Genomic DNA, 14640 nt, shown 5'->3' with positions numbered 1-14640 from the left:
GTCCCTGTTAACAAATGCTTGTCTGTGGTATAATAAGCCACATGACTGAAGTCTGCTAGAGGAGGATTTACAAAATGCCACTGGTACCTATGACCGCTTTTACCGAAGACGTCAAAAAGCATAAATACGCCGTCGGACAATTTAACCTGAACAATCTGGAGTTTACTCAAGCGATTACGGAAGCTGCGATGGAAGAAAAATCGCCTGTGATCTTTGGTGTTTCTGAGGGTGCATTGAAATACATGGGGATCGATTATACAGTAGCGATTGCAAAAGTGGCTGCTGAACGAGCAGGAGTTCCTGTTGCTTTGCATCTTGACCATGGTAGCAATTTTGACATGGTAATGAAGTGCATTCGTGCTGGGTTCTCTTCTGTTATGTTCGATGGTTCCCATCATTCGTTTGAAGATAACCTTCGCCTGACCAAACAGGTTGTAGAGGCTGCTCACGCTGTTGGCGTATCGGTAGAAGGTGAACTCGGTACCATCGGCGGGGTGGAAGACGACTTGTCTGTTGACGAGGAAGATGCCACTCTGGCAAATCCTGAGGAAGCAATCCGCTTTTGGGAAGAAACAAAAGTAGACTACGTAGCGATTGCTGTAGGTACAGCACACGGTATGTACAAAGGAGTTCCAAAAATCCGCTACGACATTATCGAAAAAGTAGCGAGCAATATTGGAGCGCCGATCGTTCTTCACGGTGGTTCCGGCGTACCAGACGAAGCGATTATCGAATCCATCCGTTTGGGCGTAGGAAAAATCAATGTAAATACAGAAAGCCAAGTCGCATGCACGGAAACAGTTCGCAAAGTGCTGGCTGCCAAGCCGAATGAGATCGACCCACGCAAATACCTGGGCCCTGCTCGCGATGCGATCAAGGAAGTAGTCAAAGGAAAAATGCGCCTGTTCGGAAGCAGCAACCGCGCGTAACTGGGAGGATAATCATGCGTTTTTTGATCGATACAGCAAACGTTGAAGAAATTCGCGAGATTCACGAATGGGGAGTTCTGGCGGGCGTAACGACAAATCCGTCTCTGGTTGCCAAAGAAGGACGCGATTTTGTTGAAACCCTGAAAGAAATTCTCGATATTGTTGACGGTCCGATCAGTGCCGAAGTCATCAGTACCGATGCAAAAGGCATGATCGAAGAGGGAGAGAAGCTCGCTGCTCTCTCGAAAAACATCGTTATCAAGCTGCCAATGACCGCAGAAGGTTTGAAGGCAACCAAGTATTTTGCCAAGCGCAAAATCAGAACAAACGTAACACTGGTGTTCTCCGCGAACCAGGCACTTTTGGCTGCGCGCGCAGGTGCGAGCTTCGTGTCTCCGTTCCTGGGACGCTTGGATGATATTGGTCAAGATGGTATGCAATTGATCGAAGATATTGCAGAAATCTTTTCTGTTCACGGTATCGACACCGAAATCATTGCGGCATCTGTGCGCCACCCTGTTCACGTAACGGAGGCAGCCCGCCGTGGTTCTCACTTCGCTACCATTCCAGCGAAAGTCTTCAAACAACTCATTGCCCACCCACTGACAGACAGTGGCTTGGAGAAATTCCTCGCTGACTGGGCAAGCATGCAAAAATAAGGACACGTGTTGAAAGTCCAAGCACCTTTTCCATTGGGGAAGGTGCTTCTTTCCCGATTACGCCTGAGGAGAGCAAAGCATGGATAAGCTGATCATCAACGGTGGAAAACCGCTCGCGGGGACGGTGACCATCAGCGGAGCAAAAAACAGCGCGGTCGCACTCATTCCAGCAGCGTTGCTGGCAGATGGACCCGTTGTTATTGAGAATCTCCCCCGTATTCAGGATGTAGGTATTTATCACGAGCTCTTGCAGGAAATGGGAGCTGACGTGCTGTTCGAAGAAGATTGGATGGAAGTAGACGGACGCAGTATGAGGCTGATGCTCATGCCAAATGGTCGCATCAAAAAGCTTCGTGCCTCGTACTATTTGTGGGGAGCTTTGCTCGCCAAGTTCGGTGAAGCCCAGGTAGGCTTGCCAGGTGGCTGTGATTTGGGCCCGCGTCCAGTAGATTTGCATATCAAAGGCTTTGAAGCGATGGGCGCCGAAGTGGAGAACAAAAACGGCGTCATGACTATCCGTGCCCAAAATGGACGTTTGCAGGGTGCGCGAATTTATCTCGATCTGGTCAGTGTTGGTGCGACCATTAACATCATGCTGGCTGCTGCCAAAGCAGACGGTGTGACCATTATTGAAAACGCTGCCCGTGAGCCTGAAATCGTCGATGTAGCAACCTTGCTCAACAATATGGGAGCAAACATCAAAGGGGCAGGAACGGATATGATCCGCATTCAAGGCGTCGAACGCTTGCGCGGATGCCGTCATACGATTATCCCCGATCGAATCGAAGCGGGGACGTACATGATTGCGGCAGCAGCAACGAACGGCAATGTGATGGTGGAGAATGTTATACCGAAACATTTGGAGTCTGTAACGGCCAAGCTGCGCGAAATTGGTGTGCACGTGGTAGAGCAGGATGACAGTATTCAAGTCATCGGACATGATTCTTATCGATCAATCGATGTGAAAACGAGTCCGTATCCGGGTTTTCCAACGGATCTCCAGCAGCCGATCACGACCTTGCTGACTCTTGCCAAAGGCTCAAGCATCGTGACGGACAATATTTACAGCTCGCGTTTTCGACATGTAGATGAACTGCGCCGTATGGGAGCTTCCTTGAAGATTGAAGGAAGATCGGCTGTCATCGAAGGCGGAAGCAAACTGAATGGTGCCAAGGTGGTCGCTTCAGATTTGCGTGCGGGAGCAGCTTTGTTCATTGCCGGCCTGGCAACGAACGGCACGACAGAATTAGAAGGACTCGAACATATAGATCGTGGCTACGAAAACCTGGTGGGCAAGTTGCAAGCCTTGGGGGCCGACATTACTCGTGTGGGCCTGCAAAGCATGGAAAACCACCAGCGTTAACCAATCACCAGGAGAGGAGTCTTCCAGAATGGAACGCAGTTTAACACTTGAATTGGTACGTGTGACTGAAGCCGCTGCTTTGGCTTCTGCCAGTTGGATGGGTCTCGGAAAAAAAGATGAGGCTGACGATGCGGCAACGACCGCAATGCGCAATGAATTTATGAAAGTGCCGATGGATGGCGTCGTAGTAATTGGCGAGGGCGAAATGGACGAAGCGCCAATGCTTTACATCGGTGAGCGTCTGGGCCAGGGAGTGGCTCCAGCAGTCGATGTGGCTGTAGACCCTTTGGAGGGAACAAATATCCTTGCAAAAGGTACGTGGGGAGCGATTTCGGTCATTGCTATCGCAGACCGCGGAAATTTGTTGCATGCTCCTGACATGTATATGGAGAAAATGGCAGTAGGGCCTAAAGCAGTCGGCAAGGTCGATATCAACGCACCGGTTCGCGATAACCTGAAGGCGGTAGCACAGGCACAAGGGAAAGATATCAGCGATTTGGTCGCTATTGTACTTGACCGTGATCGCCACTCCAAGGTGATCCACGAGATTCGTGAGGCAGGGGCGCGTATTCGCCTCATCTCTGACGGAGACGTAGCGGCTGCGATCAATACCGCTTTCCCGGATACAGGTGTAGACATTTTGTTCGGTTCTGGAGGAGCTCCTGAAGGTGTTCTGGCAGCAGTTGCCTTGAAATGCCTCGGGGGAGAAATTCAGGGCAAGCTCTTGCCACAAAATGAAGATGAGATTAAACGCTGTGTCAAAATGGGATTGACGAACCCTCATCAAGTACTGTTCATGGATGATTTGGTCAAAGGTGATGACGCTATTTTTGCAGCGACAGGTGTAACGGATGGCGAGTTGCTCAAAGGGGTTCGCTTCCAAGGAACTCGTGCGACGACCAATTCCGTTGTTATGCGTGCAAAAACCGGAACGGTACGCTTCATTGAAGGGAACCACCGCTTGGAACGCAAGCCGATGAAAGGTTTGTAAGAAAATCATTTTCGCATCTATTTGTTGAGCTAGGTTTTTTCAAGAGTAAATAAAGAGTGGTGGATGTATGTTACTTTCTGAACTAGAAGAAAAGAAGCTGACCGACCTCTATAAGTTGGCCAAGGAATACCATATTCCGTACTACTCCCAACTGAAGAAGAAGGAATTGATTTTCGCGATTCTTCGGGCACGAGCGGAGCGGGATGGTCTCATGTTTATGGAGGGGGTTCTCGAAATATTGCCGGAGGGATACGGCTTCCTCCGCCCCATTAACTATCTCCCCAGCTCAGAAGATATCTACATTTCCCAGTCGCAGATTCGCCGTTTTGATCTGCGGATGGGGGATGTGGTATCAGGAAAAGCAAGACCACCGAAGGAGAATGAACGTTATTTTGGGCTCCTTCAAGTAGAGGCTGTGAACGGAGAAGACCCTGAGACAGCCGCAGAGCGTCTTCATTTCCCCGCTTTGACACCGTTGTATCCCCAAACCAAGCTCGTACTGGAGACAGCCCCTACACGTGTTTCCACTCGCCTGATGGATCTTCTCTCTCCTGTTGGACTGGGTCAGCGTGGATTGATTGTGGCTCCGCCAAAAGCGGGGAAAACCATGCTGATCAAAGAAATTGCCAACAGCATTACCGAAAGCCGCCCGGATATCCACTTGTTTGTCTTGCTCATTGATGAGCGCCCGGAAGAGGTGACGGATATGCAGCGATCTGTCAAAGGAGAGGTAGTTGCCTCGACTTTTGACGAGTTGCCTGAGAATCACATCAAAGTTGCTGAGCTTGTCTTGGAGCGTGCAAAGCGATTGGTTGAGCACAAAAAAGACGTGGTGATCCTGCTGGATTCCATTACACGTCTCGCTCGTGCTTACAACTTGGTTATTCCTCCAAGTGGTCGAACGTTGTCCGGTGGTATTGATCCGGCAGCCTTTCATCGTCCGAAGCGCTTTTTTGGTTCAGCACGCAATATTGAAGAAGGCGGCAGCTTGACCATTTTGGCGACTGCTTTGGTTGAGACCGGCTCCCGTATGGACGATGTGATTTACGAGGAGTTCAAAGGAACCGGAAACATGGAGCTTCATTTGGATCGCAAGCTGGCGGAGCGCAGGATTTTCCCGGCGATCGATATCCGCCGTTCGGGTACGCGCCGCGAAGAGCTTCTGCTCACCAAAGAAGAGCTGGATAAGCTGTGGATGATCCGGAAAAACATGAATGAAACAAATGAGTTTGTCGACTCCTTTATTAAAAAGTTGGCAGATACAAAAACAAATGAAGAATTTTTGCAAACCCTTGAGTCTAAGCAACAGGGAAGAGGGAAAGCAGCTAGCACGACGGTGAGTTCATGATGACTCACCGTCATTTTTTTTGTGGCGTTGGCATACCGTTAGGAAGGGAGCTGGAAAAGAAGGAGGAGATGCTTAGTGGAGTACGTGCAAGTTAGCGCTCCGGTGGAGTCACAGATGGAAGCGAAACAAGCAGTCGTGGAGCAAGCGCTATTTCAAGCGTTTAATCCCTATGCCAGTCTGACTTCACCTGCACCAGCAACGAAAGGAAATTCAGTGGTGTACGCTGTTCGGCAAGGAGATACGCTATCTGGTATTGCCCAGCGATACGGCCTTTCTCTAAAAAACCTGGTAGAAGCGAATAGCATTACGAATCCCCATCTGGTAAGCGTGGGCATGAAGCTGATCATCAAGCGTGATGAAGTCGGACATATGGTGAAAAAAGGAGAAACACTGGATTACATAGCAAGGCGGTACGGTGTGAGTCGGGAATCGTTAATCGAACGAAACCCGCTGCTAAAATGGCTGTCGGACAACCTGTATGTAGGACAGGTCGTGTATGTCCCTATCGCAAAAGGCAATCCGATGTTGGGCAACGACCCGGAGCAGAAGCGAAGTGCCGTTCATGCAGCAAGTCGGCAAGTCATCACGAGGATTCGCGGCGGTCTAAGTTGGCCTGTCAGAGAAGCAACGATTACAAGCGGATTTGGAGAACGTTGGGGAAAAACACACAAGGGTGTGGATTTGTGGAATGAACATGAATCAAAGACCCCGATTTTGGCAGCGAGAGCAGGAGTGGTTGTGGAGGCTGGCGCCAATCGGTCAGGGTATGGGCGGATGGTCGTGATTGATCACGGAGATGGCTTGCAAACCTTTTATGCCCATATGCGTCTGTTGCTGGTGTCACCTGGTCAAACCGTAGAAGCAGGTGAGATATTGGGATACATGGGGCAAACGGGTAACTCTACGGGCTACCATTTGCACTTTGAAGTGCGGCAGGATGATGTGCCGATCAATCCACTTCCCTATCTTGGCAGGTAACCCTATACAATTTACATTGCTTTTTCAATGCGATACAATGGGCAAAGCAAAGAAGCGAGGCGATTTTCCCATGTATTTAGTTTACGCAGATGAAAAAGGCAATGTATACGACCACCCAGGTCTTTTTGCAGTGGCTCGTAACGGAGATATATTGACAGAAATTCTGGAAGAAGAACTGATCCCGCTCCCGGAAGGATCGACGTTGGTCAGTTTGCCAGACACCGAGCCGATCGGAATGGACCCCGACACAGGTGAAATGGTCAAGTTGGATGGCTGTACAGCAGTAGGTGCACTTGTGCCACAAGGCATTACAAGGCTCTTGCTGCCAGGCTACGTGAAAACGAACAAGGAAAGCAAGCTGCCTCTGTTTGGCTACTCCGCAGTCGTCTGGAAGGATAACCGTTTCTGGGTAACGGGACGTGCAAGTGACGATATTTACAAATGGGACCCGTTGAACTTCCCGATGGATGAGCTGCGCCAGCGAGTGGCAAAGACGTTGGAGACGTTTCCGCAAAACCGTATTTTGAACCACTTGTCCCACTGTGCGTTGGAGTACGAATGCTTGACGGCCTCCAATAACTTTTTCAACCGCTGGGAAGGCAGCTTGCCTGTTTCCTATACCTGTAACGCCGGTTGCTACGGCTGTATTTCCGAGCAACCAGATGACAGTGGATTCCCTTCTCCGCAGACGCGGATGAACTTCAAGCCGACAGAGGACGAGCTGGTGGAAGTCATGCTGCACCACCTGAAGACACCGGAGAGCATCATCAGCTTCGGACAGGGCTGTGAAGGTGAGCCTTCTACGATGGCTTCCATTATTGTTCCTGCTATGCGTCGAGTAAGGGAAACGACAGATATGGGCTTTATCAACATCAATACGAATGCTGGCTTGACAGATCATATCAAAGGCATTGTCGATGCCGGACTTGATCTGATGCGCGTGAGTATTATCAGTGCGATTGACGAACACTATAATGCTTACTACCGCCCACGCAACTACACGTTGGAAAATGTAGCGCGTTCTGCTGAATACGCTGCATCCAAAGGTGTGTATACGTCCATTAACTACTTGTGCTTCCCTGGTGTGTTTGACCGCGAAGAGGAAATGGAAGCGATGATCGAGTTCATCCGCAGAACAGGCATTAAGCTGATCCAGTTGCGAAATCTGAATATCGATCCAGAGAGCTACTTGGCGATGATTCCAAAAGCGCAAGGCGAAGTGTTCGGCATGAAGCAAGCTATCGAAATTTATCAGCAGGAGCTGCCAGATGTCGTTATCGGTTCGTTTACACATATTCCTCCGGATCAACTCCAGCGCAGGAAAAACATGGCGTAATCGGCCAACCAGTTGCATTTCAACAGTGTTTCATGCTACTATCTGATATGTGTTTATATAACTCTGTTTCGGCAAACGATTCAGGGCGGAAAGAGGTGTAGAAGAGATGAAACAAGACATTCATCCTAAGTACAACGTAGTAACAGTTAGCTGCGCATGTGGTAACGAATTTGAATCCGGTTCCGTGAAACAAGCGTTGAAAGTGGAGATCTGCTCCAACTGCCATCCTTTCTTCACAGGAAAACAAAAATTCGTTGATGCAGGCGGCCGTGTAGACCGTTTCAAACGCAAATACAATCTGTAATAATCAGAATGTATGGGAGCAACCAGGTAGAGCAATCTGCCTGGTTTTGTCTTTTTCTGGCACTGATTTTTTAGGGGAGGACAAGCGATGACTGCCATAGTCTGGTTCCGTCGGGATCTGCGCTTGCACGACCATGCTGCTCTGCACGCAGCCATGCTCACAGGTGATCCGATTGTTCCTGTTTATATAGTGGAGGATTTACTTTGTCTTTCTGCGGCTGTAGGGGATAAGCGACTTCATGCGCATTTTTCCGCGATAGCTGCACTCGACGACGCTTTGGTTCAACTGGGAGGTCGTCTCTTGATTCGCCACGGCGAACCACAGCAAGTGCTTAGCCAATTAGCCGAAGAGACGAGTGCCAATAAGCTGTTTTTCAATCGGGATTATACGCCAGACGCTCGCAAGCGAGACGAGCTCGTGTCAGAAGTGTTGAGCAGTCACGGCGTATTTGTGCATGCATGCAAGGATTTGGTTTTGCATGAGCCGGGGGAAATTATGACGAAGCAGCGGACACCATATGCGGTTTTTACGCCTTATCGCCGCGTTTGGCAGACGTTGCCCAAAGACCGTCCATTCCCTCAACCGACGAGCTGGAATCTATTTGATCGGTTGAAGGAGTTGCCGAGTGAGCCTGTTCCTACTGTGGAAGATTTCGGACGCAACCGACCGTTTGGCACTGAGTGGGAAATGAAGCAGTTCGGGGAGCGAGCCGCACGTCAACGATTGCAGCAATTTTTAGATGGTGACATTTATACGTATAAAGAACAACGTGACATGCCAGGAGTGAATGCGACCTCCCGGCTGTCTTTTGCCCTAAATGCAGGTACTTTGTCTATACGGACGGTGTATCATTGCGTACAGGAAGTGCTTTCCGATGCGCGGGGTGAGCAGGTTACCTCGATCGAAGCTTTTCTGACGGAACTTATTTGGAGAGAATTTTATCAGCAGGTGCTTTTTTTCCATCCGCACACGACTGCCCATGCTTACCTGCCGCAATTTGAAGAGGTCGCTTGGGAAAACAGGAAGGATTTGTTTGCCCGCTGGTGTCAAGGGGAAACGGGTTACCCGATTGTGGATGCTGCCATGAAGCAGTTGAATGAAACGGGATGGATGCACAATCGGCTGCGGATGATTACGGCTTCTTTTTTGACAAAGGATTTGCTTGTGGATTGGCGGTGGGGAATGGCCTATTTCGCACAGCAGTTGATCGATTTCGATGAAGCGGCAAACATCGGGGGCTGGCAGTGGAGTGCTTCGACTGGTACCGACGCGCAACCGTATTTTCGGATTTTTAATCCTGTCACGCAAGGGGAAAAGTTTGATCCAGACGGTGTTTTCGTCAAAAAATATCTTCCCGTATTGCGTGAAGTACCTCTACAATATATTCATAAACCATGGGACATGCCGGAGCATATCCAAGAGCAAGCAGGCTGCAGGATTGGCTTCGACTACCCGCTTCCTTGTGTGGACCATGCACAAAGAAGAAAGCTGGTCATGGCCTTGTTTCAGGAGGCAAAAGACCGCCATGCAAAGACTGAGTAACGACTTTTAGGCAAAGGGAGACAGAGACGTGGCACAACTATATTTTCGGTATGGAGCGATGAATGCTTCCAAATCCATTCAATTATTGACCGTTGCCCACAACTACGAGCAATCGGGGAAAAAAGTAGTAGTGTTTACTCCAGCAGTTGATGATCGCTATGGCGTGGGAAAAGTGGCTTCGCGTGTTGGGATTAGCCGAGAAGCGATTCCGATTAGCGAAGAGACCGATTTGTACCAAATCGTAGAGGCAGAATCAGTCAAGCCGCATTGCGTGTTGGTTGACGAGGCTCAGTTCATCAGCCGCCACCATGTAGATCAGCTCGTCAGGATCGTAGACAAGCTGGGAATCCCTGTAATCGTCTATGGCTTGTTGAAAAACTTCAAGAATGAGCTCTTCCCTGGCAGCGCCGCCCTTTTATGCGAGGCAGACAAAGTAGAAGAAATTAAAACAGTTTGTGTGTACTGCAATAAAAAGGCGACACATATTCTCAAGTTCAAAAATGGACAACCCGTCTACTCTGGGGAGACGATTGAAATTGCTGGAAATGATACATACAGCAGCGTCTGTCGCAAGCATTACTATACCCCTCCAGTTGCCGAATAAAGAAAGCATAAGCCACCCCCTGTTTGTCCCGTGCATGAGCCCAAAAGGCGATGCACAGACTAAGCAAAACAGGAGGTGGCTTTTTCATGTGGACACAGCCAAATTGGCTTTTGCGCAGCCCGCGTGTCGTTCTGGGCTTGGTTGTACTTACGACTGTCCTCACTGTCGGATGCGGGGGAAATACGGCTAAGCAACAGGGCTATAGTACGGATACGAGGAATACCCAGCACAATATGAAGATCAGAGGGGATCAAAGCGGCAATACACTTCAAGGCCGTGCGCCTGTTCCTGCGGATCGTGACCCGTTAATGGGGCGCAATCAGAATCCGAATATGGTTATCGGCCACTGGAACTCACGTAATACCCAAGTCGACGTGACCAATATGGAAAGAATGGCCATGTCGGTAAAAGGTGTGGAAAACGCTCGCATCACACTCAGCGATGCCAATGCATATGTTACTCTTGACCTTGTGCATAACATCACTGCGAATCAAGCGCGAACCATCGAACAGCAGGTGATTTCGCTTCTTCAGGAAAGACTCCCGCGTTACGATTTTCACTTAACCTCGCATGACGGTTACCATCGCTGACAGGTGAGCAGGACGTATGTAGCAAGGCTCGGCATTGCCGGGCCTGTTTGGCATCGGTAAAACATTTCCAGTTATAATGCACTTTGACTTCTTGCGCCATTCCTCCTATAATTTATCTGTTATAACCGTTTTTATGGTAGATAGCATTTTATCGCAATTCATATCTAACATACATGCTACCAAGGCTTCGCCTGCGCCAAAAGGCTATTATTCTTTGCGATGGGGTGAAATAAAAATGTTTACACGCTTATCTGCAGTCGAAGAGCGTTTTGAAGAAGTAACCAACCTCCTATGTGACCCCGACGTCATTAGTGATACAAAACGCTTGCGTGAACTGTCCAAGGAACAATCTTCGTTGGAAGAGACGGTAACGACATACCGTGAATATAAATCAGTGGTGAGTCAAATCGATGACGCCAAAGCGATGCTGGAAGAGAAGCTGGATGACGAGATGCGTGAGATGGTCAAGCTCGAACTCAACGAATTGTCAGCACGCAAGGAACAACTGGAAGATCGCTTGAAGATCCTGTTGCTTCCAAAAGACCCGAACGATGAGAAAAACGTGATTGTAGAAATCCGCGGTGCTGCGGGTGGCGATGAAGCTGCACTATTTGCAGCGGTACTGTTCCGTATGTACACACGTTTTGCGGAGCGCAACGCTTTTAAAATTGAAGTGCTGGAGGCAAGTCCAACCGATATCGGCGGATACAAGGAAATTGTTTTCTCGCTGTCTGGTCGTGGTGCCTACAGCAAAATGAAATTCGAAAGCGGCGCCCATCGTGTGCAACGTATCCCGGCTACTGAGTCCGGCGGACGCATCCATACTTCTACTGCGACCGTACTGGTTCTGCCAGAAGCAGAAGACGTGGAAGTGGAAGTACACGAAAAAGATATCCGCATCGATACGTTCTGCTCCAGTGGTGCGGGCGGTCAGAGCGTTAACACGACCAAGTCTGCGGTGCGCGTAACGCATATTCCTACAGGGATCATGGTTTCTTGTCAGGACGAGAAATCCCAGCATTCCAACAAAGACAAAGCGCTGCGTGTATTACGCGCTCGTCTGTATGATTTCTATATGCAACAACAAAATGCGGAAGCAGATGCTACGCGCAAAAGCTTGGTGGGTACTGGTGACCGAAGCGAGCGCATCCGCACGTACAACTATCCACAAAGCCGCGTGACTGACCACCGCATCGGTCTGACCCTGCACCGATTGGAATCGGTATTGGAAGGCGAATTGGATGAAGTGATCGACAACCTGATCCTGCATGAACAAACGGAGCTTTTGAAAAGCCATGCACACTCAGCTTGATTGGTCTGATGTCACGACGATTCGAGAAGCCCTATTACGGGCTTCTTCCTTTTTGCGGGAAAAAGGGACAAAGGATCCTTTGTTCGAAGCGGAGCTAATGATTCGTCATTGTCTCGACTGGGATCGGACGCGCTTTTTAATGGCGATGACGGATTCAATCGATGCAGAAACATTAGTGAAGCTGGACGGACTGTGCGTGCGCAGGGCGAATAACGAGCCATTGCAATACATGTTTGGCGAACAGGAGTTTTACGGGCGTCCTTTTACGGTGCGACCAGGGGTGCTGATCCCAAGACCAGAAACGGAAATACTGGTGGAGCAAGTGCTGGCTGCCGCTACAAAGCTCTGGCCTGAGAGCGAAGAGCTAGCGGTGGTGGATATCGGCACAGGGAGTGGAGCCATCTGTATTACGCTAGCGCTAGAAAAACCGCAATGGCGTGTAACTACGGTGGACCTGTCTCCTGAGGCAACGGCAATTGCTCGGGAAAATGCAAGTCATCTTGGTGCGGATGTCCGCTTTCTACAAGGGGATTTGGTGCAGCCGCTTTTGGAAGCTGGCGAAAAGGTAGACATCCTCGTATCCAATCCACCTTATATCCCGAGTCGCGATGTCGAGGAGCTGGACGATGAGGTGCGCGTACACGAGCCTCGCTTGGCTTTGGATGGCGGCGAAGATGGTCTGGATTGCTATCGTCGCTTGTGTGACGCGCTGCCGAATCTATTGAAAGAAAGAGCGGTCGTAGCGTTTGAGGTAGGCATTTATCAGGCTGGGGATGTAGCGGCATTGATGAGGGCATCTGGCGTCATGAATGAGGTAGAGATTGTTCCAGACTTGGCGGGGATCGAGCGGGTTGTTATCGGAGTGAGACGATAGCACTGGCTCGTCTCGCCTTTTTTACATAGGAATGAATGTTTGAAATCGTGTGAATCCGTCCATACTGATTGCTAAAGAGAGAAGATCAGTAGAGAGGGAGACGGATAACGATGAAACGGATGTTGTTAATGGCATTTAGCCTGTTTATGCTTATGATGAGCTGGGAGGGGCAGCTTACTTCGGCCAATGTGTTGGATAATGGGCCGATCCCTCAAGAATCCGTTCGTTTGCGCATTATTGCGAACAGCGATTCGGTCCAAGATCAATGGTTAAAGCGCGAAGTCAGAGATGCGATTATCGCTCAAATGAATACGTGGGCGGACGATATCGAGACTTTGGCGGAAGCAGAGCAAGTGATTCAATCACAATTGCCTGTCCTTCAACAAGTGGTAGACAAGACGATCAAGGAACGCGGTTTTTCATACAAAGCAGTAGTCGATTTCGGCGAAGTTCCTTTTCCAACGAAGCTGTACGGCTCCTATGTGTATCCTGCGGGTAATTACCGAGCAGTCCGTGTACAAATTGGAGAGGCAAAAGGTCAAAACTGGTGGTGTGTCCTGTTCCCGCCGCTCTGCTTTATTGACATGTCCAATGGCGACGCTGTACAAGCCAAGCCAACTCCGGAGCCGGAACAATCTGAGCAAACGACAGTAGCTGTATCCGAGGAAAAGGAAGTAGCGGTCTTCCCTTTGGAAGAGAACGAAGTAGGGTTGAAATCCGAAACAAATAAAGTGGATGCCGAGCAAATGAAGGTAGAGGTAGAAGAAACCGAAGAGGTAGAAAAAGAAGAAGAAGTAACGGCCTCTGCTCCTGAAGTAGAAGTGCGATTTTACTTATGGGAAAAAATCGAGGGCTGGCTCTCCTAGCCGGACATAAAAACGACACCCGCCGCACGTGCAGGTGTCGTTTTGAATTGCCACTATTACTTTTTGAACAAAGCCTCACGGATCTCAGGCTTCAACAGACTTTGGTAACGATGAGCAGGGATCGTGAACTCTGGCATTCCTGCTGCATAAGCGGCAATTTCATATTGACCAAAATGGATAACCAGGTTGCCGTCTTTAAAAGAGAAGCCTTGATCCTCTCTGATGCCCTCGAATGCATCATAAGGGTTAAAGCCATCCGCCTGAGTCTCTGCTTTGATTTGTTGTGTAATGATTTGATTGAGAATAGTACGGTAGTCATAGCCAGGCTGGAACAGGTCAGCCAGCTTCAGTTGTTTTGCCTTGGCCTGATTATCGATGGTGTAATACGTAACATCCGTCATGCCATGTGCTCCGCCTGTATAAATGTATGTCTGTACGGAGAAAGAAACGAGCTTGCCAGCATTGTGTACCTCATAGGAGATGTCGAGTGCATGAGGGCGTAGCTCCCAGCCGTTCTTTTTCGCGTCTGCCGCATCTTCTTTGCCGGCTTTTTGTCCTTCTGCCAGGCCTGTTTGTGCTTCTTTCAGCAGCGTAGCGTTCAGTTTTGCTTCAAAAGCTTTATCCTTCATCCCGCTAATGACTGGGATGGATACTTTACCTTGAAATTCTTTCGTATCGACCGTAATGGTTTTTGGTGTGAACACGACACCGTTAGCTTGTGGCTTTGGTGCTTGCACAGCAGGCTTTGTGGAGGTTGCGGGTGAAGCGGGTGCTGCAAATACTGGAGCAGCAACGGCTGTTAACAATACAGCTGTGCCAAGCAGGCTGGAAGCTAAAGATTTAAAAGATGACATTTCATTCACGGTCCTTTCGATAAAGGGAAAGTTATTGTTTTGTTTTCGTGTTCATTCTACTACAAGGCTATGACGGATAAAGTTAAAAAA

General features: G+C 49.3%; 15 protein-coding genes. 14 read left to right on the top strand and 1 reads right to left on the bottom strand.

All coding sequences use genetic code 11. The features are described 5' to 3' along the window. The first annotated feature begins 74 nt into the window (after positions 1–74). From fba to spoIIR, 14 genes are all read left to right on the top strand, one after another. The gene (gene fba / locus FO446_RS26800) at positions 75–929 is read left to right on the top strand and encodes a class II fructose-1,6-bisphosphate aldolase (RefSeq protein WP_016740164.1); all 855 of its coding nucleotides are present in this window, start codon (positions 75–77) and stop codon (positions 927–929) included. A gap of 14 nt (positions 930–943) precedes the next feature. Then, positions 944–1588, top strand: a complete 645-nt coding sequence (gene fsa, locus FO446_RS26795) for a fructose-6-phosphate aldolase (RefSeq protein ID WP_015893657.1) — start codon at positions 944–946, stop codon at positions 1586–1588. A gap of 79 nt (positions 1589–1667) precedes the next feature. Beyond that, entirely contained in the window at positions 1668–2951 is a 1284-nt protein-coding gene (locus FO446_RS26790) for a UDP-N-acetylglucosamine 1-carboxyvinyltransferase (RefSeq protein ID WP_173610445.1), read from the top strand. Positions 2952–2979: 28 nt separating this feature from the next. Next, positions 2980–3942: a class II fructose-bisphosphatase gene (gene glpX / locus FO446_RS26785; RefSeq protein ID WP_173610446.1), complete on the top strand. Its 963-nt coding sequence runs from the start codon at positions 2980–2982 to the stop codon at positions 3940–3942. Positions 3943–4009: 67 nt separating this feature from the next. Beyond that, the gene (gene rho / locus FO446_RS26780) at positions 4010–5290 is read left to right on the top strand and encodes a transcription termination factor Rho (protein WP_237899542.1); all 1281 of its coding nucleotides are present in this window, start codon (positions 4010–4012) and stop codon (positions 5288–5290) included. Positions 5291–5365: 75 nt separating this feature from the next. After that, positions 5366–6268 (top strand): M23 family metallopeptidase, encoded by a 903-nt coding sequence (locus FO446_RS26775; protein WP_173610448.1) that lies wholly within the window; start codon positions 5366–5368, stop codon positions 6266–6268. Positions 6269–6338: 70 nt separating this feature from the next. Further along, positions 6339–7604 (top strand): radical SAM family protein, encoded by a 1266-nt coding sequence (locus FO446_RS26770; RefSeq protein WP_026043394.1) that lies wholly within the window; start codon positions 6339–6341, stop codon positions 7602–7604. 106 nt (positions 7605–7710) lie between these two features. Continuing rightward, positions 7711–7908 (top strand): 50S ribosomal protein L31, encoded by a 198-nt coding sequence (gene rpmE / locus FO446_RS26765; protein ID WP_015893651.1) that lies wholly within the window; start codon positions 7711–7713, stop codon positions 7906–7908. A gap of 87 nt (positions 7909–7995) precedes the next feature. After that, positions 7996–9450 (top strand): cryptochrome/photolyase family protein, encoded by a 1455-nt coding sequence (locus FO446_RS26760; RefSeq protein ID WP_237899541.1) that lies wholly within the window; start codon positions 7996–7998, stop codon positions 9448–9450. Between the two features lie 28 nt (positions 9451–9478). Continuing rightward, positions 9479–10054, top strand: coding sequence for a thymidine kinase (locus FO446_RS26755; RefSeq protein WP_007725515.1), 576 nt, complete (start codon positions 9479–9481; stop codon positions 10052–10054). Between the two features lie 86 nt (positions 10055–10140). Continuing rightward, positions 10141–10644, top strand: a complete 504-nt coding sequence (locus FO446_RS26750) for a sporulation protein (protein WP_173610451.1) — start codon at positions 10141–10143, stop codon at positions 10642–10644. Between the two features lie 235 nt (positions 10645–10879). Then, positions 10880–11956, top strand: coding sequence for a peptide chain release factor 1 (prfA, locus tag FO446_RS26745; protein ID WP_047069834.1), 1077 nt, complete (start codon positions 10880–10882; stop codon positions 11954–11956). Then, complete coding sequence (gene prmC, locus FO446_RS26740) at positions 11940–12830, top strand: peptide chain release factor N(5)-glutamine methyltransferase (RefSeq protein WP_173610452.1); 891 nt, start codon at positions 11940–11942, stop codon at positions 12828–12830. The genes prfA and prmC overlap by 17 nt, the downstream gene beginning before the upstream one ends. Before the next feature lie 110 nt (positions 12831–12940). Beyond that, positions 12941–13696, top strand: coding sequence for a stage II sporulation protein R (spoIIR, locus tag FO446_RS26735; RefSeq protein ID WP_232773916.1), 756 nt, complete (start codon positions 12941–12943; stop codon positions 13694–13696). Positions 13697–13752: 56 nt separating this feature from the next. On the opposite strand, the gene FO446_RS26730 is transcribed toward spoIIR, so the two are convergent. Further along, complete coding sequence (locus tag FO446_RS26730) at positions 13753–14550, bottom strand: DUF3298 and DUF4163 domain-containing protein (RefSeq protein WP_237899539.1); 798 nt, start codon at positions 14548–14550, stop codon at positions 13753–13755. Between the last annotated feature and the right edge of the window lie 90 nt (positions 14551–14640).

This window comes from Brevibacillus brevis (genome assembly GCF_022026395.1).
Lineage (GTDB): Bacteria > Bacillota > Bacilli > Brevibacillales > Brevibacillaceae > Brevibacillus.
This window is presented reverse-complemented; position numbering and strand designations above follow the sequence as displayed.